Origin of the sequence: Pseudoalteromonas neustonica (assembly GCF_001653135.1) — a bacterium.
GTDB lineage: Bacteria > Pseudomonadota > Gammaproteobacteria > Enterobacterales > Alteromonadaceae > Pseudoalteromonas > Pseudoalteromonas neustonica.
The window spans coordinates 167,242-192,803 of the sequence record NZ_BDDS01000001.1; the positions used below are offsets into that span (position 1 = coordinate 167,242).

A 25,562-nucleotide genomic window follows, 5' to 3' on the forward strand; every position below is an offset into this window, starting at 1 on the left:
AATTAGGTTTTAAATCCTTAAAACCAGTTTATTCTAGTACTTTAACAATAAATGCTCTAAACAAAAAGTAACTAATTGAGCAGATAAACAAAAGCCGCGCTAATGCGCGGCTTTAAAAAGTTTACTTAAGACTTTAGCTATTAGCTTCCGCCAGTAGTACCAGTACCAGTACCAGTAACTACACGGTCTTCAAGAGTACAGTTATCACGAGCGATATTGAATGCAGAATCAGTACCGTTAGCTGTCACTGTAGTGCTTTGTAAGCCAACATTGATGCCAGTAGGAATTACTTTAACATCGTAAGTAACACCACTTTCAAGGCCTGTTAACGCGTAAGAGCCAGCTGTTTCAACAGCTGTAGAAATAGTTCTCTTAGTTTGAGAATATAAAACTACCGCACCAGTAAGTGGGAATGTTTTATCTTTATCAACTTCAGCGTTAGAACAGGTATATGTAACGTTTAAGTTCTGAGCCACGATAGTAACAGGGCTATCTAAAGCAACTGTAATTGCGCCACATAGGTTTGCATTAGCTACAGTGCCCCATACGTTACCATTTTTATCTTTAACAGATACGTTAGCAACAGCATTATCAGCTACAACACCTGCACCATAAAGGTTGCCTTGAGCTTTCTTAACTAGTTTCTTTTTAGAAACAGTTGAAGAATTAAGGTGTACATACAAGCCAGAAGCTGGAACAGCATCGCCTGTGAAGGTATAAGAAATAGGAGTGCTACATGCTGTTTGAGCTTCGCTTAGTGCAAAACCAGTTAAGTGGTCAGTAGCAAATTTAGCAGGTAAAGTTAATGCACCTGCAGCGCCTACAGTTGCCTGCTCTGCTTCATTAGCCCAAACGCCAGTTTCTTCATTGTATGAAGATACGTCAAATTTGTCACCCGCTTCAACCATTGAACCATCAATAGTTTTAAATGTAGCTGGTAAGTTAGCTGTCAAAGAAATGTTTTCTGAGAAACTTTTAATCTTAGTATCGCCAGCAAGCATTTCAACGCTCATATAAGCAGCTGGAACAACTACTTTAGTTGCGTCTGCATTAGTTAAGCCTTCAGGGATTAAGTCAACAGCAGCAGTTTTACCTGCAGCAGCGTTAATATCAGCAGTTACAACGTTAAGTGTAACTTCAGTACCCGTTACAGCATTACCTTCAGCGTCTTGAAGTTCTACGTCTGTGCCGATTTCAATTGTAGCAGCGCCAGCTGTTTCAGCTAAAGGAGCAGCAAGTTTACCGTCAGCAGCAGTAACTTTCTTATCTTTGATAAGTGTTACTTTATTTTCATCTAATTTAACTAGAGATACAATCGTATCAACTACTTCAGATTTGTCGCTTAAATCAACAACAACACTGTTTGAAGCATAACCTTCAGCTGTCACTAGTGCAGTTAGTTGAGTTAACTCTGCGCCTTCAACAAGGTTGAAAGTGAAAGAACCGTCAGTTGTAGCAACTTCAGTAATTGCGTCGCCATTAAGGGCAACAACATTAGCTGAAGCTACGCCTGCTTCTAAAAACTTTACAGTAGAAGCAACTACTTCACCAGTTTCAGAATCAACAACGTTACCAGCAACATAAAATGTAAGAGCAGCAGGTGTATCAGCAACAGGCGCTTTTACCGTTGGTACCGGTGGCTCTGGTGGTTTAACGTAATCATTATCGTCATTATCGCTAAAACAACCACTTAGAGTAGCTGTAAGACCAATTGCTAGAGCTAGCTTGGTGAGTTTAAATGTATTATTTCCCATAATAGTTACCTTTCTTTCCTTTCTCTTTGTAAAGTAAACAGACTTAATTGCAGTGCTATACATGTAGTAAAGTATCTGTCAATTATGACCTATAGCTCTAATACAATAATAAGTTAGTGAAGGATAAGCGCACATTATATATACGTCAAGTGAACGTTATATATACTTTTACTCATCACAAGAGAAAATCATTACCGCTTATATAGGTGAGTAAATCTTTTTTCTTATAATTGATATTTTGCGTCGATCCTTTAATTGGTGTACATGCTAAGGCAGAGCTGTGCATTTGTAAATGAAAAGCATCTATTTCATGATGACTATTTTACATTCTACAAGATAAATAATCAGTATAGGTACAAATTGCTTTCGCCTTAGCAGGCAATATTGTTTGGTCGTATTCTACATTAATAGATATGACGCTAAAATGAACGTTTGGTACTCATAAGTTCATCTTAGCTATATTTTTTATCCCCGTGTTACTACAATTGTGAAAAGCTATCTACGTAGTCGCTTAACTTTTCTAAATCCACCGCTTTTAGACCATCGCTAGAGCGTTCCACTAACCCTTTTTCTACTAACTCTGAAACAACTCTGCGATAAGCGCGCTCTGTAGTGGCAAACCGCTCAGCTTCAGCATTTACAGTGGGGTAAGCGCGTAGTAGGGTAGGGTTGTTGTTTTTGGCACGTAATAAACAATCTTTCGCTATGTTGTAGCCCAGTGGTAATAGCAGCTTATCTAGATTAATTTTTTGATTTTCTTGAAATTTAGCCGCAATGGTCTGCGCTGTATATAAACTTAACTCAGGTTTATCTAATAGTAATGCGCGCCAATGTTTTAGTTCAATTAAGTTATAACTAACGTCACTAAAGCAGGTAACAGTATAAATGCAGGGATTGTTATTCAGTGCTTCTATTTCACCTATCAACGTATTATTGCAATCGAGCTGCCCTAACAGCAGGCGACGACCATTACCAACATCGTAACTAAACGAAATTGTGCCGCTTCTTACTAACACTAATTTAGTAAGTGGTTGATCTTGGTGGATCAGCACTTCTTTTTTAGACTGCTGGTAGCGACTACCTGCAAAGGTAAGTAACTGGTCGACCAAATAACTAGAAAAATGATATTGAAACATCGATTGTGCTCTTCGGACAATTGTCCTATTTATTACACCTTAATGACGTTAGCATTAAGATTCTAAGAATTTACGCTAACTTACTAGCTGAGTTAACTACGGTTAATTGAGTTGAAACCTGATATCCCGTGTAATGATTATTAAAAGTATGCCCTCGAGCAACTTTTGGTTTTATGTAAGTTAGCTTTTTTATACTGTTGTGGCAATGTGTGGCCACTATAAAAACCACACAGCCTGCAATGCTAACCTAAACGAGTGGAGAGAACAAATGAGTTGGGAATATTTAGGCTATATAGCTTCCGCTTTACTTGTTGCCTCTTTGATGATGAGTGACGTAACCAAATTACGGTGGCTTAATCTAGTCGGTTGCATTGCTTTTACACTTTATGGTGTTGCTATTACTGCATGGCCTGTGGCTATAACAAATGGTTTACTCGCATTTGTAAATATCTATCACCTCATTAAGTTATCTCGCGAGCCAAAAAGCAGTATTACTATAAAAGACTAATCGATTTTATTCTTCTTTTTGAAGCGGTGTTCTTTGAAAGCGTAGCTTACCGGCAATCCACGTTTGCTCGACATTAATAGTAAAAATTTCTTGCACTGGCACTGTGAAGTAATCTTTATCAATTAAAATAAAATCAGCCCATTTACCTTGCTCTAAACTTCCCAATTTAAACTCTTGATGCGCAGCATAAGCACCGCCAAGCGTAAACGCGTGAAGCGCGTCTTCTCTGTTGAGCGCTTCGCTTACTCGCCAGCCTTGTGCGGGTAATTGATTGTGATCTTGGCGTGTTATGGCTGAATAAAGGCCATCAAAAGGGTTGGCAAGCTCGACCGGATAATCAGAACCAGCTGCAACTACAGATCCTTGTTTTAAAAACGTTTGCCATGCGTATGCGCCTATTAATTGCTGCTCAGATAGGCGTTGCTGCGCCATATGCATGTCAGAGGTAGCATGAACAGGTTGCATCGACGGAATTATTTTTAATGTTTTAAATCGAGCAATATCCTCTGGGGCAACAATTTGAGCATGCTCTATGCGGTTACGCAGTAAAATCCCCCCCGTTTTTTTAAATACATTTTGATATGCATCTAATACTATCCGGTTTGCCTTATCACCAATTGCATGTGTATTGGCACTAAAGCCACTACGAAAGCTTAATGTTAGTAGTTCTTCTAATCGCTGTTGAGTTTCGAGCATTAACCCTTGATGGTCAGTTCGATCAGCGTAATCAGCTAATAAAGCAGCACCGCGGCTACCTAAAGCGCCATCGGCGTATATTTTAACACTACGAATTGACATAAAATCATTTAGATCTTTGTAGCGGCCAGCTTTGAGCATCGTTTTAAAGTCAGGATCTGCTGCGCTGAGCATAGCAACAATTCGCAGAGGCAAAGTGCCAGCAGCAGCTCTGCTTTTATAAATTAGCCATGTTTGCTTATCAATCCCTGCATCATGGGTTGAGGTGATCCCTAAACTTAATAAATGTTGGCCTGCTTGATCTAAAGCCAAATTAACACTGTGATCTGATGGGGCAGGAATATGTGAAGTGATCAAGCTTTGTGCTTTATCAATAAAAATACCGCTTGGTTGAGCACTATGATCGCGAATTATCTCACCTCCATCGGGAGTGGGGGTTTTAATCGTGATATTAGCAAGTTCAATCGCCTTACTGTTAGCCCAAATTGCATGCCCATCAACCCGAGATAGTACAACTGGGGTATCTTTAATTATTTTATCTAAGTCGCCAGCGGTGGGAAATTGCTTATCGGGCCATAATTCTTGATCCCAACCTCGGCCAATGATCCAACTTTCTTTATTGCTTTTTGCAAATTCAGCAAGTGTGGTTTGTACTTGAACTATTGATTGACTACCTCGTAAATCTAATTGCGTTAAATTATTGCCTAAACCTATGACATGGCCGTGTGCATCAATGAGTCCAGGTAGTAAGGTTTGCTTTTTTGCATCAATACTTTGTGAGCCAGGGAAATTATTTTTAAGTTCATCGTCTCCGATTTTAACTACTTTGCCATCTTTTATTACTAACGTTGAAAACTGCTTTAATTCACCTTTATAAGTAGGAGTGTAACCATTGGCGTTGTATATCACAGTGGTTGATGCGAGGCTGGGAAAGGTAAGTGTTAAAAATAAAGGCAGTAAGCGTTTCATAGATTGTTCTTATTATTGTGTTTATTCAACATTAACAGAGAATCTCATCGCCGCAAGTTATTTTCAAAACACAGAATGCAATTTGGATAAGAAAAAAGGAGCAGAATTTGATCCTTTATTTACTAGCATATAGGGTAAATTCGCTTAGCGATAACTTATTATCTTTATCGGTATCATAACTTTTAAAACGTGACCAAAGAGCGGGATCTTTGGCTGATTCCGATCGCGTAAGCAGACCATCTTTATTTCGGTCTAAATTGTTGAAGATATCTTTGATTTTATCAGTTGTTGCAAAACTGCCACAACTAATGGTCAGTAGGGCTATTAACCCTAATTGTGTCTTGTACTTCATAGGCACTCACTAATAGAGATTGTTAGTTAAAAAATCTTTAAATTCCACAAGTGAAATCCTATTATCCTGATCTTTATCCCAGCGTTGGTAGTTACTAAGTAATTGTGGCTGAGGCTCTAATTCGTCTTGGGTTAAATAACCATCTTTGTTGTAATCTAGGTGATTAAAACGCTGCTTTACATCAAGTGCAGCAACGCCAAAGCTGCTTATTAATAACACCGAGCATATCAATGTTACACTTTTCATTTTTAATATCCTTTAAAAGAAGAAAGAGTAAAGTATTTGCCATAATTTAAATCCCAACAATAAATCCGTTTACACACTCCCTCCGGGATTATGGCAAATACTTTAACGTCTTTTTAAATTTTAAATTTAGAGAATTCTTGCTCAGATAAGTGTTCGTCTTGATTATCATCAAGATCACTAAATTGTTTAAACAGCGCCATGTTTTTTTTCGCTTCAAGCAGTGATATTTGCCCGTCAGAGTCAATATCTAATTTTGCAAATTTAACATTCAGTTGCGCTGCTAAAACGGTGGCGCTTATCATTAAAAAAAGCAGTGAAAATGCGGCGATAAGTTGTTTCATATCAGTTTTCCTCGTTAAAGTTATTGGAGAAATAGTTTAAATTCAGCAAGGGAAATTTGACCATCTTGGTCTTTATCAATTTGCTCAAAGCTTCCATGTAATAAGGCATCCTCAGATGCTTCGGCTGAACTTAAGCTGCCATTACCGTCTTTGTCTAATTCAGAAAACGTAATTTTCGCATCCATTGCAAAAGCGGCGCTACTGAGTAAGGTACTTATGCATACGCACAATACAGTTAATTGTTTCATGTGATGTCCTTATAATCTGAATCCAAACTTCATAATTACAAGTAGTAATACAAAAACGATGCCAACTATTTTTACTGTTTATTATCAGTGGTTTAAGGTTTTTCATTGGTGTGAAACTGAAATAATTACCCAGAACTGTGTCTTTTTTGCAACATAGCGCGAGGGAGAATAATAAATACTATTAAAAACATGCCATTAGCTTGTCTCAATTTTGCGTCAAGAAGCTAAGTGAGAAGAATTGATTTACCTCATTCATTATTTTTATTGATTCAGCTCGTGTATAAGTAGCAGATCAGATAATAAAGCATTTAAATGAAGGGAATAGCTATGCTGGTGCCGTTTGGTAAAAAGTACTCTGCAATACTTGCTTGGCGACCTAACTTAATCGGACAATTTTTATTTAGTACATTGCTATCTTTACTACCATTGTCATTAGTTGTGATTGTATTTTTAAACGCTTTAAATAAACAACTGGCTGTAACTCAGCAAATCGTAAGTGATAACTACCAAGTTACTAAATCGTTTAATAACCTAAAGCAAGAGCTTAACAGTCTTGAGCGTGCAACGCGGCAAAATTGGGTGTTAAAAAGTGACTCGTTAGATAAGTTGATAATAGATAAATGGCAATCATCTTTGGGCAATATCGATGAGCTTATGTTTATAAGTCCCGCATCTGAATATATTAATCAGTGGCAGCAATTGTCGCAGGCATTGCAGCTGGCACATGAGCAGTTAGTTATTCAGCAACGACAAGATGCCCAGTTATTTATTCCAATGAGTGAATTAATTACCAGCCAAGCCTTATGGCTAAAAGATCAAAATGAATTACAAATTACAAAAAACCAATTAGAACTAAAAGCATTACAAAACTCTTTTATTAACTGGTTAATAGCGTTAATTCCTTTGACGCTATTAGTTGGCGGTGGTTTTTTATGGCGTATTAGCGGAAGGTTAAAAGGGCTAACGTCAGTAATTGATAAGCTAGGGCAAGGACATTGGCAACAACAAATATCTGTACAAGGCTCAGCTGAACTAGTTGAGCTGGGAAACAAGTTGCAATGGGTGCAAGAACAGCTACATATTTTAGAGCAACAAAAAGATACTTTTTTACGTCACGTTACTCATGAGTTAAAAACACCGCTGGCATCTATGGTTGAGGGCACTGATTTATTGGCGGATGAAATTGTTGGTCCTATGAATACAGAGCAACAAGCGGTGCTTGAACTAATTACCCAAAGCACAGTGCGTTTGCGAGCAATGATTGACAGCTTGCTTAGCTACAATGCAATCAGAACAAGCAAAGAAAGTATTAATGAGATTGACTTTAAGCATCTCATTAATAAAATAAACAGTCATTTTGAGCATCGTTTATTAGCGCGAAATCAAACGATTAGTTGGCAATCGAGTTTACCTGAGCAGCCCATAGCAGTGGCTGCTGAACTCATTGAAATGATGTTGATTCAACTCATTTCAAATGGCTTGAAGTTCTCACCTACAGGCAGTGTTGTTAATATTACTCTTGGGTTGTCACAAAGTAACTTAACAATGGTTGTGAGCGACACCGGCTGTGGCATTAAAGACCAAGATAAAACACATATATTTAGCGCTTTTTATCAAGGTAAGCACGCTAAAGATATTAGTGCACAAGGCAGTGGTTTGGGACTTACCATAGTGAAAGAGTCCGTTGAGCAGTTAATGGGCAGATTAGAACTTGAAAGCAATGAGCCACACGGTTGTCGTTTTGTGATCCACATACCAATTAATGAAAAGCAGGGAGTTAAGTAGCATGGGCGTGCGCTTTAAAACCATTTTAATGGTTTATATTACAGTCTTAGGACTTGCAGGATGCGAGTTGATTAAACCATCAGTTAATGACAACGAGCAAGCGATTAAAGTTGTAGAACCCAACCCTAAGCCGCGACCAAAAAGTGAGCCCATGTATCCGCCTGCTGAGGTTGTAATTGGCTGGCATGCAAAAGCGTGTGGTGGTTTTAAGGCCACAGATACTAAGGCTGTTTATATTGGTGCGGCTGCAATTGAGCGTTACTTTGATTTTAGTTGTAAGAATAATTCGTTGGAGCCCACTAAAGTTTTAGCTAAATTACTGCAGTTGGATCAGGCTTTTTACTGGCCTGATGATATTAAACAGTACCTTTGGCTGCAAAAACAACAAATTAAGCAACAGATCAGTGCTCAAGAAGCACAGCAAGCACTGAATGATAAAATGCAAAAAACCATGTCATCACTGGCAACCATTGAGCAACAACTATTACTACGCGAAGAGACAAAGGAGCACTAATTATGTCAACAGAGCAAAACCAAGGTGCGCGCATATTATTGGTTGATGATGATACAAGCTTATTAAAGTTATTAGCTATTCGTATTGAATCCAAAGGCTACCAAGTAACGACCTGTGAAAGTGGCATGGCAGCGTTACAATTATTAAAAAACAACGTGTTTGATGCTGTTGTCACCGATTTAAGAATGGACGAAATGGATGGCATGGCACTTCACCGCCAATTGCAAAGTCGTTATCCCGCATTGCCAGTAATAATGATGACAGCTCACGGCTCGATACCCGATGCAGTGGAAGCAACTAAACAAGGGATTTTTGCTTTTCTTACAAAACCAGTCGATAAGGATGAGTTATTTGATAGCTTAGCAAAAGCTATTGAAATTCATGGTTTAGGTGCAGACGAAAACTCTAAAAGCAGCAATATAGTGACTCGTAGTGGTGCGATGCTACATTTGCTTGAGCAAGTTAAATTACTAGGCCCCACCCATGTAAATGTGCTGATTTCCGGTGCCAGTGGAACAGGTAAAGAGTTACTTGCCAACGCCATTCATCAATATAGCCACGCAAGTGAAGGCCCATTTGTAGCAATTAACTGTGGTGCTGTGCCTGGTGAATTGCTTGAGTCTGAATTATTTGGTCACAAAAAAGGGGCTTTTACGGGAGCTGTTAAAGATCATCAGGGACTGTTTCAGCAGGCGCAAGGTGGCACATTATTTTTAGATGAAATTGGCGACATGCCATTAAACTTACAAGTTAAGCTGCTACGTGTATTACAAGAAAAAACGATTCGCCCCGTGGGCTTTCAAGAAGAAATACCAATTGATGTACGTATTGTCTCTGCAACACATAAAAACCTACCCGATGCCATTGCCAATCAACAGTTTCGCGAGGATTTGTACTACCGCTTAAACGTTGTGAATCTTAAGTTGCCCCCGTTACGCGAGCGCCGAGAAGATGTTAGTTTACTTGCTCAATATTTTAGTGCCTCAATTGCAAAGCGAATGAACCAAAAAGAAAAGCGTTTTACAAACGATGCCATGCATGCCTTAGTGCGCCATGACTGGCCTGGCAATATTCGCCAATTACAAAACGTGGTTGAGCAAGTTGTTGCACTGACTCCCGGTGAGGTAATATCAGTTCAATTAGTTGAAAGTGCGCTCAATAGTAATGAAAGTAATATTGAACCACTATCGCTTAATGATGCTAAAAAAGAGTTTGAGCGCGATTACGTGATCAATACTTTAAAAATGGCGGGTGGTAATGTGGCAGAGGGCGCAAAGCTTGCAAAGCGTAACCGATCAGATTTTTATAAATTAATAAAAAAACACAACATTGATGTTGATAACATTATCTAACATTGAGGTTTAGGGGTGAAAATGCAGTTATTTATGGTGTACTTAGGTGGGCGAATTCAGGGTTGTCATATTGAAATGCACGATGTGCGTTTTGTTGTGGGTGAGTCAATTGAACACACTTATACAAAGCTAAAAAGCCAATGGGTGGGTGACAAAAACAGCGTGCATATGGATAGTTTTATGGCTATAAAACACATTGATGGCTTTGAGGTTAAAGTTGTTGATCATCCCGTAAAGCAAGTACAGCAACTGTATTTTGTTAATTTAGGTGCCTACCGGGCTGATAGCCTTGCTGAACAGCATGATTTTGCGCTGTATGTAGCCACTGACGCTGAGCAGGCTAAGCAACGCGCCAAAACGGATTTACTAGCAGGGCTAAGTCATATTCATAAAGATGATTTACACGATGTGGATGATTGCTTTGCTATTGATTTACTTGATAGCCAATTACATATTCAACTAACCCCTAGCGGCGAATCGCAAGCAATCAAACCTGATTGGTTTGGTTACCATATACTGTAATTTCGTTACAAAATGGGCAAAGTAGGTAATTTAGTCTTTATCGCTTTGCTCTTCACGCTCTTTGTCTTCGCTGTTGCTGGCAATTTTAAACGCTAAAATAACAAATCCAAACATCAGAAATGGTAACGCGGCAAGCATATACTCTATGATATTGCTATCTTGAAAACTCGCCTGTAACAAAAAGTGCCCAGCAATACACATTATGATCACGACCAGTAAAATTGGCAGTAAAATAAGTTCTTTTTTTGACGAGTGATTTTTCATTAGACAGCATAACAATTTAAGATGCGCCATTGTAGTGAGCGAACAGCCCCTTGGTCAAATAACTGCGTGGTAAATTCTCATTATATTGTGCTGTATCAAGGTTTTTGTATTCAATAGTAAGAATTTATCAGCTTTGTCGCTTTTGCCTAGTTGGTAATTAGGTGTTCCTATAAATTAATTCTTAGACAATGGTAGATTAGGTCGTATTTTACAGTGGTTGGCCGCATAACACTTTTTAGCACAAAGCGGCCTTACTTATTAATCTGTTATTCGTTGAACTCATTAGCGGTTGGGGCTGAATTGCGTTTGTGGTTGCTGACAGGAGGATTAGCGGTATCATCTTGCGTGATCGTAACGGCTAACTCCTGATGGCGTTGACTTATCATTACGCCAATAAAAACCACCGCAATACTAAGCCATTGTCCTAGGGTGAGTATTTCACCGAGAATAATTGCTGAAAGAATCAAAGTGAAAATAGGAATTAAATTTGAATATGCAGCAGCGGTTAATACAGAGACTTTACTAATCGCATAGTTATACAAACCATAGCCGCCGAGTGTTACGCATGACCCTAAGTATAAAATACTCAATAAGGCAGTCAGGTCATGTTGATTTTCACTCGGTAAATCAATAAAGAGTAGAAAGGGCGCAAAAAATAAACTGCCACTCACGCCTTGCAATGCAATAAGAGTTAATGGTGAGTAGCGTGCCACCAAATGCTTAACGCTGACGGTATAAAACGCTGCGCAGACCATCGCCAATAGCTCTAAAAAATTACCAAGCATTGGGTTGGGGGCTTGTTCTGATTCGGGTGACAGTAAAGTCAGTAAAATGCTGCCGCCAATACAAAATGTAAAACCAATTATAATCGCTTTGCTGATGTATTCTTTAAGCATGAAATAGGCTAAAAACGCCACTATGATCGGCAGGCATGAGACAATAACGCCGGCTTGTGATGCTGACGTATACTCCATTGCATGTCCTTCAAACAAAAAGTATAAGCACGGCTCTGCCAGCGACATACCTACTAAATACTTCCAATCACCGATGCGATATTCAAAACGGATAACATACCGCCACAAACATAAAGACATAATTAATGTGGTTAGCATACGTAAAAAAATCACTAGGGCGGGGTCATAGATAGCAATTGCGTACTTTAGCGCGATAAACGAGCTTCCCCATAAAAAAGTGGCGATAATTAAACATAAACTGGCTGGCATGACACTCGCTTGCTCTTAAATTAAAACAGGATCCTAGCATGTTAATAGCGCATGTTTGGCATTTATACTGCGTTATCGCCCATTTGTGGGGAGCAACCACACTCCATAGGCGCTGCCTTGCCTAAATACCAAACAGTCTGCTGTAAAATTAATCACGAAAGACTAGTGATATTGAATATTTTTAACTTGTTCAAAAAATGATAGCTGGTATAAATTAATTCATCATTATTTCATTCGTAGTAAAAAGCATGCAAAGGGCGCAGGTCATAGTTGTTAAGTTGGGAACTAGTGTACTCACCGGCGGTACAGATAAACTCGATAAAGCACACATGGTAGAACTTGTTCGCCAATGTTGTGAGTTAAAAAAACAAGGCCATCAGGTGGTATTAGTGTCAAGCGGTGCTGTGGCTGCAGGACGAGAGCAATTGATTGCTCCATGTGGGCGAGGAGTTATTGATAAACAAATGCTAGCGGCGATTGGTCAAGGTCAGCTTATTCATATTTGGCAAAGCTTGTTTGCTTTATATGGTGTGAATGTAGGGCAAATGTTGCTAACTCGTGCGGATGTAGATGATCGAGAACGCTACCTAAATGCCCGTGATACATTAACTGCGCTGTTACGTTATGACGTAGTGCCAATTATTAATGAAAATGATGCCGTTGCCACGACGGAAATAAAAGTGGGTGACAACGATAACCTATCAGCGCTGGTGGCTATTTTAGCCAATGCTGACAAACTCTTATTATTGACTGATCAAGAAGGCTTGTTTACCGGTGATCCACGCACTGATGCGAATGCCCAATTAATTGATGAAGTGCGTCATATTGATGATGAATTACGCCAGCTTGCAGGGGGAAGTGGCTCAAGCTTAGGCACTGGCGGTATGGCGACCAAACTACAAGCTGCTGATATTGCACGGCGAGCCGGTGTAGAGGTCATTATAGCAAGAGGCGCAGGTCAAAACGTTATTCTCAATTGCATGAGTGAACAGCTGCCCGGTACACGCTTTCTAAAATTAGTAGCGCCGCGAGATGGGCGTAAAAAATGGCTATTAGCAGGTCCTAAAAGTAACGGTCAAATAGTGATAGATGACGGAGCTGTCAGTGCTTTGCAACAACAAGGTGCGAGTTTATTGGCCAAAGGCGTTCGAGGTGCAAATGGCCAGTTTGAACGAGGTGCTTTGATTGATTTAGTTACCAGTGAGCAGCAGCTAGTAGCGAGAGGTTTAGTGCGTTTTAATAAACTTGAAATAGATAAAATAAAAGGCCGACATTCAAATGAAATAGCAGCTTTACTTGATTTTGATTGCGGTAATGAAGTTATTCATCGTGATGATCTGGTACTTTTTTAGAACATTTATTTATTTTTAACAAATTGAAAAAGCTGACCCTAATTTTATGTAAGTTTTAGGGCAGCTTGAAATATGGTTAACCCTTGCGGGTATGTGTGGATAGTTTAAATAACACTGCAAGGTGGTGAACTTGAGCTAGATAATGCACTTATGTCTTCGCTTATAAAGGTTTGAAAAGAAACGTTTTTGCGGTTTATGTCAATAATCACTTTAACCGTGACACTGTTTCCACATTTATTAATCCCCACACAAAGTTAAATAAAGTTAAATGTGGGTGATATGCTTTACTTCAGCGCTAATGCTTGTACGTTTTTTAATATAATCAATACATCAAGTGCAATTTAAATATACGCGAATAGGTAAATATTCCTATATTTACATCAAATAGAATTACTTATTTCCAAGTGACTTGGTAATTATGTGTGTTAAAATCGCGCCCTAAATTGTTGGTTACAAGGGCGAAGTAAATGAAGTTAGTTCGGTTAGTCTTAGGTAGTTTAATCTTGTTTTTTGATTTTGTTTTTACGCCACGTAGTAAAAAACGTCCCGCGCCAGAGCAAGCTCAATTAGATGAGCGCACCGCACAATTTAAATTGTATCAATTCAAAGCCTGTCCATTTTGTGTAAAAGTACGTCGCGCTATTAAGCGTGAAGGTTTAAAGGTAGACACACGTGACGCTAAAAATAATGAGCAGTATCGTCAAGAGCTACTAGAACAAGGCGGAAAAATAAAAGTACCGTGCTTACGTATAGAAGAAAATAATCAAGTTACTTGGTTATACGAATCAAACGATATTATTGCTTACTTAAATAAAGTAGCCGCATAATACCCCTGTATTCATTTTTATAGCGCATTTGCTATGTTGGCATTTAGCGCAATTTTATTGCCCATAGAAAGAGAACTTAACCATGACAATTCGCACACGTGTTGCACCATCACCAACGGGTGACCCGCATCTTGGCACCGCTTATATCGCCTTATTCAATTACTGTTTTGCCAAACAACAAGGTGGCGAGTTTGTACTTCGTATTGAAGATACCGACCAAGTACGTAGTACATCAGAATCAGAACAAGCTATTATGGATAGCCTTCGTTGGTTAGGCCTTCAATGGGATCATGGTCCTGATGTGGGCGGCGAATTTGGTCCTTATCGCCAATCAGAACGAAGTGATTTATATAAAAAATATGCGCATCAATTAGTTGACGATGGCAAAGCATTTTATTGTTTTGCAACCAGCGAAGAACTTGATCAAATGCGTGAAGAGCAAATGGCAGAAGGCCTACGCCCTAAATACGACGGTCGTGGTTTAAATCACACAGACGAAGAAATTAAAGCAAACTTAGCTGCGGGCAAACCTTACGTTATACGTATGAAAATCCCAAGCGAAGGTACCTTTAAGTTTAACGATTACTTACGTGATGAAATTGAGATCCCGTGGGAAAATGTTGATATGCAGGTTCTGCTTAAAGCAGATGGTTTCCCTACTTACTTTTTAGCGAATGTTGTTGATGACCATCACATGGAAATTAGTCATATTTTCCGTGGTGAAGAGTGGATCAACTCAGCACCTAAGTTATTAAAACTGTATGAAGATTTTGGTTGGCAAGCGCCAGTACTTGGCCATTTACCATTATTACGCAACCCAGATAAATCAAAGCTGTCTAAGCGTAAAAACCCAACGTCTATTAACTACTATAAAGAAATGGGCTACCTGCCAGAAGCGGTACTGAACTACTTAGGCCGTATGGGCTGGTCAATGCCTGATGAGCGTGAAAAGTTCACACTTGCTGAAATGATTGAAAACTTTGACATGAAGCGTGTATCGCTTGGTGGCCCTGTATTTGACGTAGACAAATTAAGCTGGTTAAACGGCATGTGGATCCGCGAAAATCTAACTGACGAAGAACTTGTACAGCGCTTTGTTGATTGGAAATTTAACGCTAAAATGCTCGCTAAAGTATTACCTGAAGCGAAAACGCGTATTAATACTTTGTCGGATATGGTTGATTTAGCTGGTCATTTTGTAGGTGGTATTCCAACTTACGATCCGGCTTTATTAACGGCAGGTAAAGCGGATGAGAATGTAATTCGCCAAGCTTTACAATTTTTTGTATGGCAGCTTGAAGGTTTACGTAGTTTTGATAAACCAGCTATTTTTGCTATCGCAAAAGAAGTGGCAACATTCCACGAGCTTAAAATTAAAGACTTTTTAGAGCCGATATTTGTAGCAATCACAGGCAAAACATCATCTACATCAGTGCTTGATGCGATGGAGATTTTAGGGTCTGACCTATCACGAGCTCGTTTACGTGTGGCACTTGCTCATTTAGGTATTTCTAAAAAGCAGGCTAAGAATATCGAGCGTGCGTATCGTGAATACCCTGCGAGCTAAAGATATGATCAAATAGCTGATAATACCCAAGCCACCTCAAAATGCAGAATTCAGCGTTTCACAGGGGCTTAATACCAAGGCGTTACTTTGCAACAATGGCAATCCCTTTTAATAAGTAACAACGATGGGAGTAAATTCCAACTAAAACTCGTATCTTAAGATAATTTGGGTATAAATATCAAAGCATTTTATAAATTTTAAAACCGAGGTTCTACATCTCGGTTTTTTATATTTGAAACAAAACTTTAACAGATTCGACCTCTATTTAATTTTTATCTGGTAGAATAACTCGGTTATAAGCAGTTTAAGCAGTGAAAAAACTATGTTAAGTCCTTTTTATCAGCAACATGCTGATTATGTTTCTATTTCTCGTGAGCAAGGTTGTCGTTTCGCCAAATGTATTGCTGATGATTACAATCCTCTTCATGATAAAGATGCAAAGAAATTTTGCGCACCAGGAGACTTACTTTTTTCATTAGTGCTAGACCGCTATGGTCTGAGTGAGCGAATGGAATTTACGTTTTCGGGTATGGTGGATGAAAATACTAAACTACACTTTCCAGAAGGTGCCGATGAGTTTGAAATAACCAGTGGTGATAAGGTTATTTTAAAGGTCAAGCGTGAAGGTAAAACCAGTCAATGCCCAACACTAACGAATAGTTTAATAAAAAATTATGTTGAGTTCTCTGGTACTACTTTCCCCCATGTGATTATTCCACTAATGGGTAAGCAAGAGGTAATGATTAACCCCGCACGACCAATGGTTATTTACGAATCAATGCTTATTAATCTTGATAATATTGATATTACAGCGCCTACACTTGAATTTGCAGAGCCAAGTTTTGAATACACAGGCAAGCGCGGTAAAATCACATTACGTTTTAACCTATTAGAAAATGGCGTTAAAGTAGGTTGTGGTGAAAAGCATATGGTGGTCTCAGGTATTCGTGAGTATTGCCAAACAACGGTTGATGATTTAATTGCGTTTTACAATGAACGTAAAGCAACTTTAAAACCAGCATAAAGCAACCATTTATATTAAGGCGCTAAATTAGCGCCTTTTTTATTGGTTAATTTACGAGGTGGCTGAATATGCGTACAATAGCGCTCTTTGTCATTTTAAAGCCAAGCCTATGTCTGCTACTACATTCTCATCACTTAATCTCGATCCGGTGTTATTAAACGCAATTGAGCAAAACAATTATACTCAACCTACCGCAATTCAACTCAAAACTATCCCCCTTATCTTAGCGGGTAGTGATGTAATGGGCAGTGCGCAAACAGGCACAGGCAAAACAGCCGCATTTGTATTACCGCTATTGCATAAGTTGCTAAACACGCCTAAAAAAGATGAGCAAGGCTTGGCTCGTGTTCTTATTTTAACGCCAACGCGTGAGCTGGCTCAGCAAGTGTTTGCCAGTTTTGAAAAGTACGCACAGGGCAGTGATATAAAAGGCGCTTTAGCTTATGGTGGTGCCAGTATTGGCCCGCAAATTAAAGCGATGAAAGATGCGCAAGTCGTAGTCGCCACACCAGGGCGTTTACTTGATCACATCATTAAAGGCAGCATTAAACTTTCAAGTGTTGATTCATTAGTCTTTGATGAAGCGGACCGTATGCTCGACATGGGCTTTATTGATGAGATAAAACGTATACTGCGCCATGTGCCGAGTGATCGCCAAACATTATTATTCTCAGCCACATTTGATGACAGTGTTTTTGAGCTTAGTAAAAAATTACTTAGAAACCCAGAACTCGTGGAAGTTGATAAGCGAAACTCTGCGGCTGTTGAAGTTGAACAGGTTATTTACGCGGTAGATGAAGACCGTAAGCGTGAGCTTGTATCACACATGATTGGCATGAAAAACTGGCGCCAAGTATTAATTTTTACGCGCACTAAGCAAATGGCCGATCAGCTCGCTAAAGAAATGTGTAAAGACGGTTTAAAAACACAGTCAATCCATGGCGATAAATCGCAAGGCGCACGCGATAGAGCTTTGTTAGATTTTAAAGAAGGTTCAACACGCGTTTTAGTGGCTACGGATGTAGCTGCACGAGGCCTTGATATTCCAGCGTTAAAATACGTTATTAATTTTGAATTACCTTATATTGCTGAAGATTATGTACACCGCATCGGTCGTACAGGGCGCGCTGGTGAACAAGGGCTCGCCATGTCTTTAGTAAGCCTTGATGAGCAATGGTTACTGGAAGAGATTGAAGTGTTACTTGATACGCGTTTAACACCACAGTGGCTAACAGGTTATGAGCCTGATCCAAACAAAAAGCCGAAAGATAATCGTAAAAATAGTAATAAATCCCGTAAAGAACGCGACAAAAAGCGTGTTTTGGGCAAAAAAACTCCAAACCGTCGTCGTTAGTAGTTTATATACCCAAATCACCTCAAGATGCAGGATTCAACGTTTCACAGGGGGTTAATTGAATCACAACAAATATCAAGGCGTTACTTTGCAAGAATGGCAGTCCCTTTTAAGAAGTAACAACGATGAGAGTAAGCGCCTGCGAAACGCCCAATTTTAACTCCAACTGAAACTCGCATCTTGAGGTGGTTTGGGTATACTCATATAAGGTTAATTGTGTGAGTATGTGCTATGTTTCAAAGCAACCAGTGGATTTTTACAGACAAAGATAATCAAATATCACTGCAGAAGTGGCAAAAAACAGTCGATTTAATGTCTGATCTATTTGCTGCGCCTGCGGGTTTTATTGTGCAAGCGATGCAAAGTGGTTATCGTGTTGTCATTGCCAGTGAACAGCAAGACAATCCTTACACTGCGGGTACTATGATCCCCCTAGAAACCAACATATTTTGTAAAAAAGTCGTACAAGATAATCATTCCCTCTATGTTAATAATGCCAGTAATGATGAATATTGGCACGACAACCCTGAAGTAAGCAAAGATGGGTTTGAATCTTATTTAGGCTTGCCTATTCATTGGCCCAATGGGGATGTTTTTGGCACTTTGTGTGTGATGGATTTTGAGCAGACAGATTATCAGCGAAATTACTTAGAGTTGATAAAACAATTACGGGATATGATTGAAGATGATTTATTCATGGTTAATAGTTTTGTGCAAATGCGCGAAATAGCCATGCTTGATCCCCTTACTCATATTTATAATCGGCGTGCAGTAAGTATTCTTTCTCAGCAAAAGCTAAATTTAGCGCAAAGGTTAGGTTTTGAGGTCTGTTGTCTATTTATCGATGTAAATGATTTTAAGTTACTAAACGATACGCATGGCCATGAGGTAGGTGATAAAGCATTGGTTGCATTAGCCGCAACGCTTAAAGAGTGCTTAAGAGAGGCTGATATAATAGGCCGCTTGGGGGGAGATGAATTTGTGGTTGTATTACAAACAAATGATACCAATGAACCACTTCAAATAAAGGCTAAGATAGTTCAAGGATATAATGCTCAATTAGCTAAGCTGTCTTTACCACCGTTGAGTATTAGTATTGGTTATGGATTTGCTGAGCACACCAAAGAAACGTTTGAAATACTACTCAATAAAGCCGATAAAGACATGTATAAAAATAAATTGGCGTTTAAAGCTGGGCAATTACTTTAAACGTAAGTTGTTAGGCTATTTGTTTTTCAGCTAAATTAAGTTCCATAGTCGCTTTTAATAAACGGTATAGGTTTATTGATGCGTCGATTTCTTCTTTGCGGTTAGTTAAGCTTTCAATATTTAAACCTAACGGCACCTCTAAATGTGCACAGCTTTTTAAGATCAAGTCTAAATTTTCGCGGCAAATACGCACAGACTCACTTAATGGGTTGTGCGAATCTAGCATGCGCCACTTTGTCGCTTCAGGCACTGATATACCTAACCACTCCATAAAGTCTAAGGTTTTTTCACTACCACACGGTGTAAACGTTAGGATAATGCGTTTTGGCTCAATATCTTGTGCTTTACAGCTACGTACATAACTGGTAATTAAATCAATGGTTGCTTGCGCGTCGTATACGGCTTGTGAGATAAAAAATTGACACCCTTGCGCCGTTTTCTCAAGCAGACGTTCATGTTCATTTCGCTTACTTGCATGACGTTCTGCAATCGTAACACCGCCTAAAAAGAAATCTTGCTGCTGTTCACTTAGGGTTTTATAAGCGTTAGGTAAGCTTAATTTAATATCGCCAGCAGACGATGGGCTACCTACTAGCACTAAGTTTTTTAAATCAAATTTTTCCTTCGTTTCGCTTAACCAATCTTTAAATTCAGCCACCCCGCGTTGTGCCACACTTTTATAAGTGATGACATCTTGGTGTGATAACTTACGTAACAAGTGACTGTACTCACGCGGGTCGACCGTTTGTTTAAAAGGGAATGGCCGTGGTTTTTCTGTGCGACTGCTTTCATCTTGAATGTCGTATATGATGACACCATCGTATTCAATTTCATGTAAACGAGCTAAAAGCTTTTGTGCAATGGTTTCAAGTTGAGTTTCATCAGTTCCAATACGTGGCGGAGTTGTACCAATTAAATACACGCCTTGATTGGTATCTTCGATTTTCTCTTGCAGTGATAAAGCCATAACTCTCATTCCAGCTGTTTAAATGTCTATACCAAACAATATAACAGCCATTTAGACGTCTAGATAGATTTTTTTAATGAAAGTTATTCAATTAATATGAAATTTATTCATGTTTGGCATGTAACTGAGTTTGTATATACACAACTGTTTACATAAATAGCTGCGCTAGGGCTCTCATATCTGCTCGCTTTATTGCATAATAAAATGACTAAAAACAAGAAATTTATTCAACTAACAAGGGATAGCAATGAAATTTAAATTATTAGCAACAAGCCTCGCGGTGACACTTGCACTAAGTGGTTGTGCGAGTAACTCAGGTTCAACTATGGTGAAAGAGGTTGAAATAACACAAACGGCTGCTAAAGCTGCAAATGATCGTGTGTTTTCACAAGACTACTTACTTGAAGAGTTAGAGAATGGTTTACGCGTCATGGTTGTTAAAACTGACTACCCTGATGTTGTTTCATTACAAATACCTGTCTCTGTCGGTTCACGTAATGAAGTTGAAGCAGGAAAAACCGGTTTTGCACACTTTTTTGAGCACATGATGTTCAAAGGATCTGAAAAATTTCCGCAAGATGTATATTCAGATATTTTAAAAAACTCAGGCGTAGATAACCGCGCGTATACAACAAATGATTATACTAACTACCATTTAAATTTCTCTAAGCAGCATCTTGATAAAGTGCTTGAGATCGAAGCTGATATTTTTCAAAACTTAAAGTATTCAGAAGAGCAGTTCCGTACCGAAGCATTAACTGTTAAAGGTGAGTACCTTAAAAATAATGCCAGCCCAGTACGCAAGTTACTTTCAGCTGTTCGTAATGAAGCATTCGAAAAACACACTTATAAACATACCACAATGGGCTTTTTTGAAGACATTGAAGCGATGCCTGATCAAATGGCCTATGGTAAAGAGTTTTTTGAGAAGTTTTATAAGCCCGAATATGTATCGTTAGTGATTGTGGGGGATGTCGATCCGCAAGAGACTATGGCAATGGTTAAAAAACATTGGGGTCAGTGGCAAAAGGGCGACTATGTTGCCGATATACCAACCGAGCCAAAACAACAAGCTGCTAAATATGTACATGAGCAAAATGAAGGCTTACCAGGGCATTGGTTGTTAGTGTCTTATAAAGGGGCAGCTTGGGAACCTAAGAAAAAAGACAGAGCTGCACTTGATCTTCTCTCTCAGCTTTATTTTTCAAGCAACTCAGAGCTATATCAAGAGTTAGTTGTTAACAAACAAATTGCTAGCCAAATGTTTAGCTACAACCCAGACACTAAAGATCCGGGTTTACTCCATGTGTTTGTAAAAGTTGAAAATGAAGAAGATTTAGCGAAAGCCCGCGAAGCAATTAATAATACTTATGCAAAAGCTCGTACAGAATTAGTTGATAGTCAAAAGTTAGCTGATTTAAAATCGAATCTTAAGTACAGCTTTATTAATGGTTTAGATTCATCTCAATCAATCGCATCAACACTTGCAAGTTACATGCATTTTGAGCGAGACCCTGAAGTTGTTAATCAGCTATATGCAACCGCTGACAGTATCAGTGCGCAAGATATTCAAAGCATTGCTAATAAATATTTTGTAGATAGCAGCCGTACAACCGTAACTATGTCTGCACTTGATAAAATTGCAGGGTTTGATCAAGAGGTTGATTTAAATACCTTAGTTGCTAGTCAGCAAACGGTTAAAGAACGCCATTTTAATGTGCTTGATAAAACCAATAGCTCACCACTGATTGATGTAAATTGGTTATTTCATACTGGCGCTGCGGCAGACCCTAAAGGTCAAAAAGGCGTAGCAGCACTAACAGCAGCAATGCTTGCACAAGGTGGCTCAGAATCTAAGAGCTATAACGATATCAAACAAGCGCTTTATCCACTGGCTGGCAGCTTTGGTTATCAATTAGATAAAGAAATGATTTCATTGCAAGGGCGTGTTCATAAAGATAATGCAGCAAAATGGTATGCGCTTGTAAGTGAGCAGTTACTTAATCCCGGTTTTAGAGAAGATGACTTTAAACGTTTAAAGAAAGAACTGATTGACGGCATTAAATCTGGCTTAAAAGCGTCTAACGATGAAGAGCTAGGTAAAGAAGTGCTTTATCACAAACTATATCAAGGCCACCCTTATGAAAGTTATAACTATGGTGACTTATCAGATCTAGAAGCGTTAACATTAAATGATGTAAAGGCGTTTTATGCTAAAGAATTTACTCAAGCCAAGCTTACAGTTGGTTTGATTGGTGCAGTGCCTGATTCGCTTAAAAACACCATGTTTGCGGATTTAAGCGCATTACCTAAAGGTGAGCAAAGCCGTTTATCAATTCCAGATGCACCAGAGTTAAAAGGTCACCACGCAACTATTGTTGAAAAGTCAGCACAGTCAACGGCGGTATCGTTTGGCTTTCCTATAGATACTATTCGTAGTAGCGAAGATTGGACTGCGCTTTGGCTTGTGCGTTCTTACTTTGGCGAACACCGCAGCTCTAACTCATATTTATATGAGCGCATTCGTCAAACACGTGGCATGAACTACGGTGATTACGCGTATATCGAGTATTTCCCTCGTGGTATGTATCAAACTAAACCTGATGCAAACCTAGGTCGTTCAGAGCAAATATTTCAAGTCTGGTTACGCCCACTTCGTTCAAATAACGATGCGCACTTTGCAACACGTACAGCGTTATTTGAACTTGATAAGCTGATCAAAAATGGCATGACAGAAAAAGACTTTGACGCAACGCGTAACTTCTTAATCAACTTTGTGCCACAAATGGTCGCAAGTCAAAATCGTCAATTGGGTTATGCGCTTGACAGTGAATTTTATAATACAGATACCTTCGTAAAATATGTAACCAGTAAGCTTGAAAAGCTCACTGTAGCTGACGTAAACCGCGTTATTAAAGCTAACTTACAAACGGATAATATTCAGTATGTATTTATCACAGGTGATGGCAAAGACATGCAAAAACGCCTAGCGTCAGAGCAAACATCGCCAATGGTGTATAACGCTGAAAAACCAGCTGAGTTAGTTGCCGAAGATAAAGTCATTGCTGATTATAAACTGGCAATACCAGCGAAAAATATTGAAGTACTTGCTGTAGATAAGGTATTTGAATAATCAATATTCAAATACCTAAGAAAGCTGCAGCTTAACTAAAGTGCCCCAATAATTGGGGCATTTTTATTTTGCCTATAACAAAGTAAGCCAATATACCCAAACCAACCCTTCGGGCATTTCACCGATACTCACTCTTATCGTTGCTACTTCTTAAAAGGGACGACTATTGTTGCAAAGTAACGCCTTGATATTATACCAATCGGCTTAAATATTTAACCATTCTAGCGGACTAAATAAAGCGCTAACTGCGTTAGTAATTTTTCATATATGACTGCATGGATGCAGGAGGTAGAGCAATGCAGGAGGTAGAGCAATGCAGGAGGTAGAGCAATGCAGGAGCAATTGCCGAGAACAACACCATGTCAAAATTTCTGCCTTGTTATCACTGTATTTATCTTTCGCTATAAATGGTCATTAACTTAACACGATTGGTATTAAGCCCCTGTGAAACGCTGAATTGTGCATCTTGAGGTGGCTTGGGTATAGATTAGTTATATATAATAACCAGAACAAATAACGGCTGTATTAACACATCAAGGTAGAAATCCGTTAGACTGAGGAAAAGCCCATCTAGGTATTAAATAAGGCAAACCTATGCGTCATGAAATTTGGCAACAGCTTCGCACTGAAGCAAAAGAAGTCGTTACCCGTGAACCTCTGTTAGCAAGTCATGTGTATTCATGCATTTTAAATCATGAGTGTTTAGGGTCTGCGCTGAGCTTTATTGTTGCTAATAAATTGTCGGACGCAGTGGTATCAGCATTTACCATTCGAGAATTATTTGATCAGGCCTTTGTTGATTGTGACCGAATGCTCACGCATGTTGCTCATGATATAAAAGCCGTTAAAGATCGTGACCCAGCTGCCGATACCTATTTAACAGTGATATTAAACTTAAAGGGTTTTCATGCAATTCAAGCACATAGACTTGCCCATTGCTTATGGCGCCAAAATCGTAAAGAGCTCGCGCGATTTATTCAAAGTCGTACCTCAGAAGTATTTGGCGTTGATATCCATCCTGCTTGTAAAGTCGGCCATGGTATTATGTTTGACCATGCAACTGGTATAGTTATTGGTGAAACAGCCATAATAGAAGATAACGTGTCTATCTTGCAGTCTGTGACGCTAGGCGGTACAGGTAATGAAAAAGGTGACCGACATCCAAAAATTCGTGCCGGTGTTTTGATTGGTGCAGGTGCAAAAGTATTAGGTAACATTGAAGTAGGCGAAGGGGCGCGCATTGGTGCAGGTTCGGTTGTTCTGAGTGCAGTACCTGCACATACGACTGTTGTTGGCGTTCCAGCTAAAATAGTGGGTAAACCAAACTGTCCCTGTCCGGCGAAAAGCATGAACCAAAACTTTTTAGATGCGGATGAGCCACAGAACGAATCACATACCAGTGCAATGTTATAAACCATACTTATTCAGGCTATCCCAAGGTGTGATCATCTTGGGAAATACAGTGATTTAGTAAAACCTCGATTACAAGCCGTGGTTAAGGGTAGTAAAGGAATTACCGCACAATGATAAAAAATATTTATCTTTCTTTATTATTGGCTTTTTTAGCTGGTGTAACTCTTACTTCTGTTTTTTTTGGATTTATCGCCTCCTCTCAATTAGCATTTTTTGAAGATGATGTTCAATCAGAGCAAGCGTTTCAAACATTTCTTAATGAGTCAGACTCAATTAAGCTTCCTCCTGCGCCTGTTAGTGCAACGCAAAGCCAAACAGATATTGCTGGAGTAAATATTTCAGCAATATCTGAATTAGTAAACCCTGCACCACTTGAAGCTCAGTTAGAAGAGTTGAGAGTTGAATTAGAAACACAGCGTAAGCTTGTAAAAGTATATGAAAAACGCCTCAATGCTCCCACCGATCTTGAACAGGCGTTACTAACCCAATTTGACGAACAAACACGTAACGAAGAGTGGGCTTATCGAACAGAGACCGCAATGAAAGACTTTTTGCAAACGGCCGATCTAAGCATCACCCCAGACATGGTAAATGCTCAGTGTAAAAGTTCGGTATGTAAATTTGACCTTTCAGCACCAAAAGATATGGATGATTTTAACCATATTCACTGGCGTGAGTTAAATGATAAGTTGGTAAAACAAGAATTTTGGCAACAATTTACCGTTAGTACATCTAAATCCAGCGATCGAGACTTTTCTTTACTGCTTGCTACAGAGTCAAAATAACCAATTGTGCAGCAAGCAAAG

General features: G+C 39.1%; 24 protein-coding genes. 14 read left to right on the forward strand and 10 right to left on the reverse strand.

Going from position 1 to position 25,562, the window contains the following annotated elements; all coding sequences use genetic code 11:
* Window positions 1-140: 140 nt before the first annotated feature.
* Both A7967_RS00730 and A7967_RS00735 read right to left on the reverse strand, forming a co-directional pair.
* A complete protein-coding gene (locus tag A7967_RS00730; RefSeq protein ID WP_054204242.1) occupies window positions 141-1,754 on the reverse strand; it encodes a hypothetical protein in 1,614 nt (537 codons plus the stop codon).
* 479 nt (window positions 1,755-2,233) lie between these two features.
* Window positions 2,234-2,890 (reverse strand): Crp/Fnr family transcriptional regulator, encoded by a 657-nt coding sequence (locus tag A7967_RS00735; RefSeq protein WP_054204241.1) that lies wholly within the window; start codon window positions 2,888-2,890, stop codon window positions 2,234-2,236.
* Between the two features lie 268 nt (window positions 2,891-3,158).
* On the opposite strand from A7967_RS00735, the gene A7967_RS00740 reads away from it, so the two are divergent.
* The gene (locus A7967_RS00740; protein ID WP_054454886.1) at window positions 3,159-3,398 is read left to right on the forward strand and encodes a YgjV family protein; all 240 of its coding nucleotides are present in this window, start codon (window positions 3,159-3,161) and stop codon (window positions 3,396-3,398) included.
* 6 nt (window positions 3,399-3,404) lie between these two features.
* Here the strand turns inward: A7967_RS00740 and A7967_RS00745 are convergent, their stop codons facing one another.
* The 5 genes from A7967_RS00745 to A7967_RS00765 all read right to left on the reverse strand — a co-directional run bounded on the left by A7967_RS00745 (window position 3,405) and on the right by A7967_RS00765 (window position 6,250).
* Window positions 3,405-5,063, reverse strand: a complete 1,659-nt coding sequence (locus A7967_RS00745) for an amidohydrolase (RefSeq protein ID WP_064435249.1) — start codon at window positions 5,061-5,063, stop codon at window positions 3,405-3,407.
* Window positions 5,064-5,178: 115 nt separating this feature from the next.
* Window positions 5,179-5,415 (reverse strand): EF-hand domain-containing protein, encoded by a 237-nt coding sequence (locus A7967_RS00750; protein ID WP_054454883.1) that lies wholly within the window; start codon window positions 5,413-5,415, stop codon window positions 5,179-5,181.
* A gap of 9 nt (window positions 5,416-5,424) precedes the next feature.
* Window positions 5,425-5,661 carry an EF-hand domain-containing protein gene (locus A7967_RS00755; protein ID WP_064435250.1) on the reverse strand — a complete coding sequence of 79 codons (237 nt, stop codon included), beginning with the start codon at window positions 5,659-5,661 and terminating at the stop codon, window positions 5,425-5,427.
* A gap of 113 nt (window positions 5,662-5,774) precedes the next feature.
* A complete protein-coding gene (locus A7967_RS00760; protein WP_054204236.1) occupies window positions 5,775-6,002 on the reverse strand; it encodes a hypothetical protein in 228 nt (75 codons plus the stop codon).
* 20 nt (window positions 6,003-6,022) lie between these two features.
* Window positions 6,023-6,250 carry an EF-hand domain-containing protein gene (locus tag A7967_RS00765; RefSeq protein WP_054204235.1) on the reverse strand — a complete coding sequence of 76 codons (228 nt, stop codon included), beginning with the start codon at window positions 6,248-6,250 and terminating at the stop codon, window positions 6,023-6,025.
* 327 nt (window positions 6,251-6,577) lie between these two features.
* Between A7967_RS00765 and A7967_RS00770 the strand changes: the two genes are divergently transcribed.
* The 4 genes from A7967_RS00770 to A7967_RS00785 are packed head-to-tail and all read left to right on the forward strand — an operon-like array spanning window position 6,578 to window position 10,423.
* Complete coding sequence (locus A7967_RS00770) at window positions 6,578-8,035, forward strand: sensor histidine kinase (protein WP_054204234.1); 1,458 nt, start codon at window positions 6,578-6,580, stop codon at window positions 8,033-8,035.
* Between the two features lies 1 nt (window position 8,036).
* Window positions 8,037-8,549, forward strand: coding sequence for a hypothetical protein (locus tag A7967_RS00775; protein WP_054204233.1), 513 nt, complete (start codon window positions 8,037-8,039; stop codon window positions 8,547-8,549).
* A 2-nt stretch (window positions 8,550-8,551) separates the two neighbouring features.
* Complete coding sequence (locus A7967_RS00780) at window positions 8,552-9,901, forward strand: sigma 54-interacting transcriptional regulator (protein ID WP_054204232.1); 1,350 nt, start codon at window positions 8,552-8,554, stop codon at window positions 9,899-9,901.
* A 21-nt stretch (window positions 9,902-9,922) separates the two neighbouring features.
* Entirely contained in the window at window positions 9,923-10,423 is a 501-nt protein-coding gene (locus A7967_RS00785) for a DUF1543 domain-containing protein (RefSeq protein WP_064435251.1), read from the forward strand.
* Window positions 10,424-10,453: 30 nt separating this feature from the next.
* On the opposite strand, the gene A7967_RS00790 is transcribed toward A7967_RS00785, so the two are convergent.
* Both A7967_RS00790 and A7967_RS00795 read right to left on the reverse strand, forming a co-directional pair.
* Entirely contained in the window at window positions 10,454-10,687 is a 234-nt protein-coding gene (locus A7967_RS00790; protein WP_054454874.1) for a hypothetical protein, read from the reverse strand.
* Between the two features lie 266 nt (window positions 10,688-10,953).
* Window positions 10,954-11,910 carry a DMT family transporter gene (locus tag A7967_RS00795; protein ID WP_054204229.1) on the reverse strand — a complete coding sequence of 319 codons (957 nt, stop codon included), beginning with the start codon at window positions 11,908-11,910 and terminating at the stop codon, window positions 10,954-10,956.
* A 248-nt stretch (window positions 11,911-12,158) separates the two neighbouring features.
* Here A7967_RS00795 and proB point away from each other — a divergent pair, with 248 nt between their 5' ends.
* From proB to A7967_RS00825, 6 genes are all read left to right on the forward strand, one after another.
* On the forward strand, window positions 12,159-13,262 hold the full coding sequence (gene proB / locus A7967_RS00800; RefSeq protein WP_054204228.1) for a glutamate 5-kinase: 1,104 nt from the start codon (window positions 12,159-12,161) through the stop codon (window positions 13,260-13,262).
* Window positions 13,263-13,729: 467 nt separating this feature from the next.
* Window positions 13,730-14,089, forward strand: coding sequence for a glutaredoxin domain-containing protein (locus A7967_RS00805; RefSeq protein WP_054204227.1), 360 nt, complete (start codon window positions 13,730-13,732; stop codon window positions 14,087-14,089).
* Window positions 14,090-14,171: 82 nt separating this feature from the next.
* Window positions 14,172-15,656 (forward strand): glutamate--tRNA ligase, encoded by a 1,485-nt coding sequence (gene gltX / locus A7967_RS00810; RefSeq protein ID WP_064435252.1) that lies wholly within the window; start codon window positions 14,172-14,174, stop codon window positions 15,654-15,656.
* Window positions 15,657-15,978: 322 nt separating this feature from the next.
* Window positions 15,979-16,680 (forward strand): DUF3581 domain-containing protein, encoded by a 702-nt coding sequence (locus A7967_RS00815; RefSeq protein WP_054204225.1) that lies wholly within the window; start codon window positions 15,979-15,981, stop codon window positions 16,678-16,680.
* A 109-nt stretch (window positions 16,681-16,789) separates the two neighbouring features.
* The gene (locus tag A7967_RS00820) at window positions 16,790-18,034 is read left to right on the forward strand and encodes a DEAD/DEAH box helicase (protein WP_054204224.1); all 1,245 of its coding nucleotides are present in this window, start codon (window positions 16,790-16,792) and stop codon (window positions 18,032-18,034) included.
* Window positions 18,035-18,265: 231 nt separating this feature from the next.
* Window positions 18,266-19,243, forward strand: coding sequence for a sensor domain-containing diguanylate cyclase (locus A7967_RS00825; protein WP_054204223.1), 978 nt, complete (start codon window positions 18,266-18,268; stop codon window positions 19,241-19,243).
* A 10-nt stretch (window positions 19,244-19,253) separates the two neighbouring features.
* Here A7967_RS00825 and A7967_RS00830 read toward each other — a convergent pair whose 3' ends face one another.
* Window positions 19,254-20,210, reverse strand: a complete 957-nt coding sequence (locus A7967_RS00830; RefSeq protein WP_054204222.1) for a methylenetetrahydrofolate reductase — start codon at window positions 20,208-20,210, stop codon at window positions 19,254-19,256.
* Window positions 20,211-20,457: 247 nt separating this feature from the next.
* On the opposite strand from A7967_RS00830, the gene A7967_RS00835 reads away from it, so the two are divergent.
* The 3 genes from A7967_RS00835 to A7967_RS00845 all read left to right on the forward strand — a co-directional run bounded on the left by A7967_RS00835 (window position 20,458) and on the right by A7967_RS00845 (window position 25,541).
* On the forward strand, window positions 20,458-23,343 hold the full coding sequence (locus A7967_RS00835; RefSeq protein ID WP_054204221.1) for a M16 family metallopeptidase: 2,886 nt from the start codon (window positions 20,458-20,460) through the stop codon (window positions 23,341-23,343).
* Window positions 23,344-23,937: 594 nt separating this feature from the next.
* Entirely contained in the window at window positions 23,938-24,756 is an 819-nt protein-coding gene (gene cysE, locus A7967_RS00840; RefSeq protein ID WP_054204220.1) for a serine O-acetyltransferase, read from the forward strand.
* 110 nt (window positions 24,757-24,866) lie between these two features.
* Window positions 24,867-25,541 carry a hypothetical protein gene (locus A7967_RS00845; protein ID WP_054204219.1) on the forward strand — a complete coding sequence of 225 codons (675 nt, stop codon included), beginning with the start codon at window positions 24,867-24,869 and terminating at the stop codon, window positions 25,539-25,541.
* Window positions 25,542-25,562 lie beyond the last annotated feature (21 nt).

Coding starts and splice junctions, on each gene's coding strand:
- A7967_RS00835 (WP_054204221.1), top strand. CDS start 20,458: ATGAAATTTAAATTATTAGCAACAAGCCTCGCGGTGACACTTGCACTA.
- A7967_RS00730 (WP_054204242.1), bottom strand. CDS start 1,754: ATGGGAAATAATACATTTAAACTCACCAAGCTAGCTCTAGCAATTGGT.
- A7967_RS00830 (WP_054204222.1), bottom strand. CDS start 20,210: ATGGCTTTATCACTGCAAGAGAAAATCGAAGATACCAATCAAGGCGTG.
- A7967_RS00790 (WP_054454874.1), bottom strand. CDS start 10,687: ATGAAAAATCACTCGTCAAAAAAAGAACTTATTTTACTGCCAATTTTA.
- gltX (WP_064435252.1), top strand. CDS start 14,172: ATGACAATTCGCACACGTGTTGCACCATCACCAACGGGTGACCCGCAT.
- A7967_RS00845 (WP_054204219.1), top strand. CDS start 24,867: ATGATAAAAAATATTTATCTTTCTTTATTATTGGCTTTTTTAGCTGGT.
- A7967_RS00795 (WP_054204229.1), bottom strand. CDS start 11,910: ATGCCAGCCAGTTTATGTTTAATTATCGCCACTTTTTTATGGGGAAGC.
- proB (WP_054204228.1), top strand. CDS start 12,159: ATGCAAAGGGCGCAGGTCATAGTTGTTAAGTTGGGAACTAGTGTACTC.
- A7967_RS00820 (WP_054204224.1), top strand. CDS start 16,790: ATGTCTGCTACTACATTCTCATCACTTAATCTCGATCCGGTGTTATTA.
- A7967_RS00815 (WP_054204225.1), top strand. CDS start 15,979: ATGTTAAGTCCTTTTTATCAGCAACATGCTGATTATGTTTCTATTTCT.
- A7967_RS00780 (WP_054204232.1), top strand. CDS start 8,552: ATGTCAACAGAGCAAAACCAAGGTGCGCGCATATTATTGGTTGATGAT.
- A7967_RS00745 (WP_064435249.1), bottom strand. CDS start 5,063: ATGAAACGCTTACTGCCTTTATTTTTAACACTTACCTTTCCCAGCCTC.
- A7967_RS00805 (WP_054204227.1), top strand. CDS start 13,730: ATGAAGTTAGTTCGGTTAGTCTTAGGTAGTTTAATCTTGTTTTTTGAT.
- A7967_RS00750 (WP_054454883.1), bottom strand. CDS start 5,415: ATGAAGTACAAGACACAATTAGGGTTAATAGCCCTACTGACCATTAGT.
- A7967_RS00765 (WP_054204235.1), bottom strand. CDS start 6,250: ATGAAACAATTAACTGTATTGTGCGTATGCATAAGTACCTTACTCAGT.
- A7967_RS00825 (WP_054204223.1), top strand. CDS start 18,266: ATGTTTCAAAGCAACCAGTGGATTTTTACAGACAAAGATAATCAAATA.
- cysE (WP_054204220.1), top strand. CDS start 23,938: ATGCGTCATGAAATTTGGCAACAGCTTCGCACTGAAGCAAAAGAAGTC.
- A7967_RS00740 (WP_054454886.1), top strand. CDS start 3,159: ATGAGTTGGGAATATTTAGGCTATATAGCTTCCGCTTTACTTGTTGCC.
- A7967_RS00760 (WP_054204236.1), bottom strand. CDS start 6,002: ATGAAACAACTTATCGCCGCATTTTCACTGCTTTTTTTAATGATAAGC.
- A7967_RS00775 (WP_054204233.1), top strand. CDS start 8,037: ATGGGCGTGCGCTTTAAAACCATTTTAATGGTTTATATTACAGTCTTA.
- A7967_RS00770 (WP_054204234.1), top strand. CDS start 6,578: ATGCTGGTGCCGTTTGGTAAAAAGTACTCTGCAATACTTGCTTGGCGA.
- A7967_RS00755 (WP_064435250.1), bottom strand. CDS start 5,661: ATGAAAAGTGTAACATTGATATGCTCGGTGTTATTAATAAGCAGCTTT.
- A7967_RS00785 (WP_064435251.1), top strand. CDS start 9,923: ATGCAGTTATTTATGGTGTACTTAGGTGGGCGAATTCAGGGTTGTCAT.
- A7967_RS00735 (WP_054204241.1), bottom strand. CDS start 2,890: ATGTTTCAATATCATTTTTCTAGTTATTTGGTCGACCAGTTACTTACC.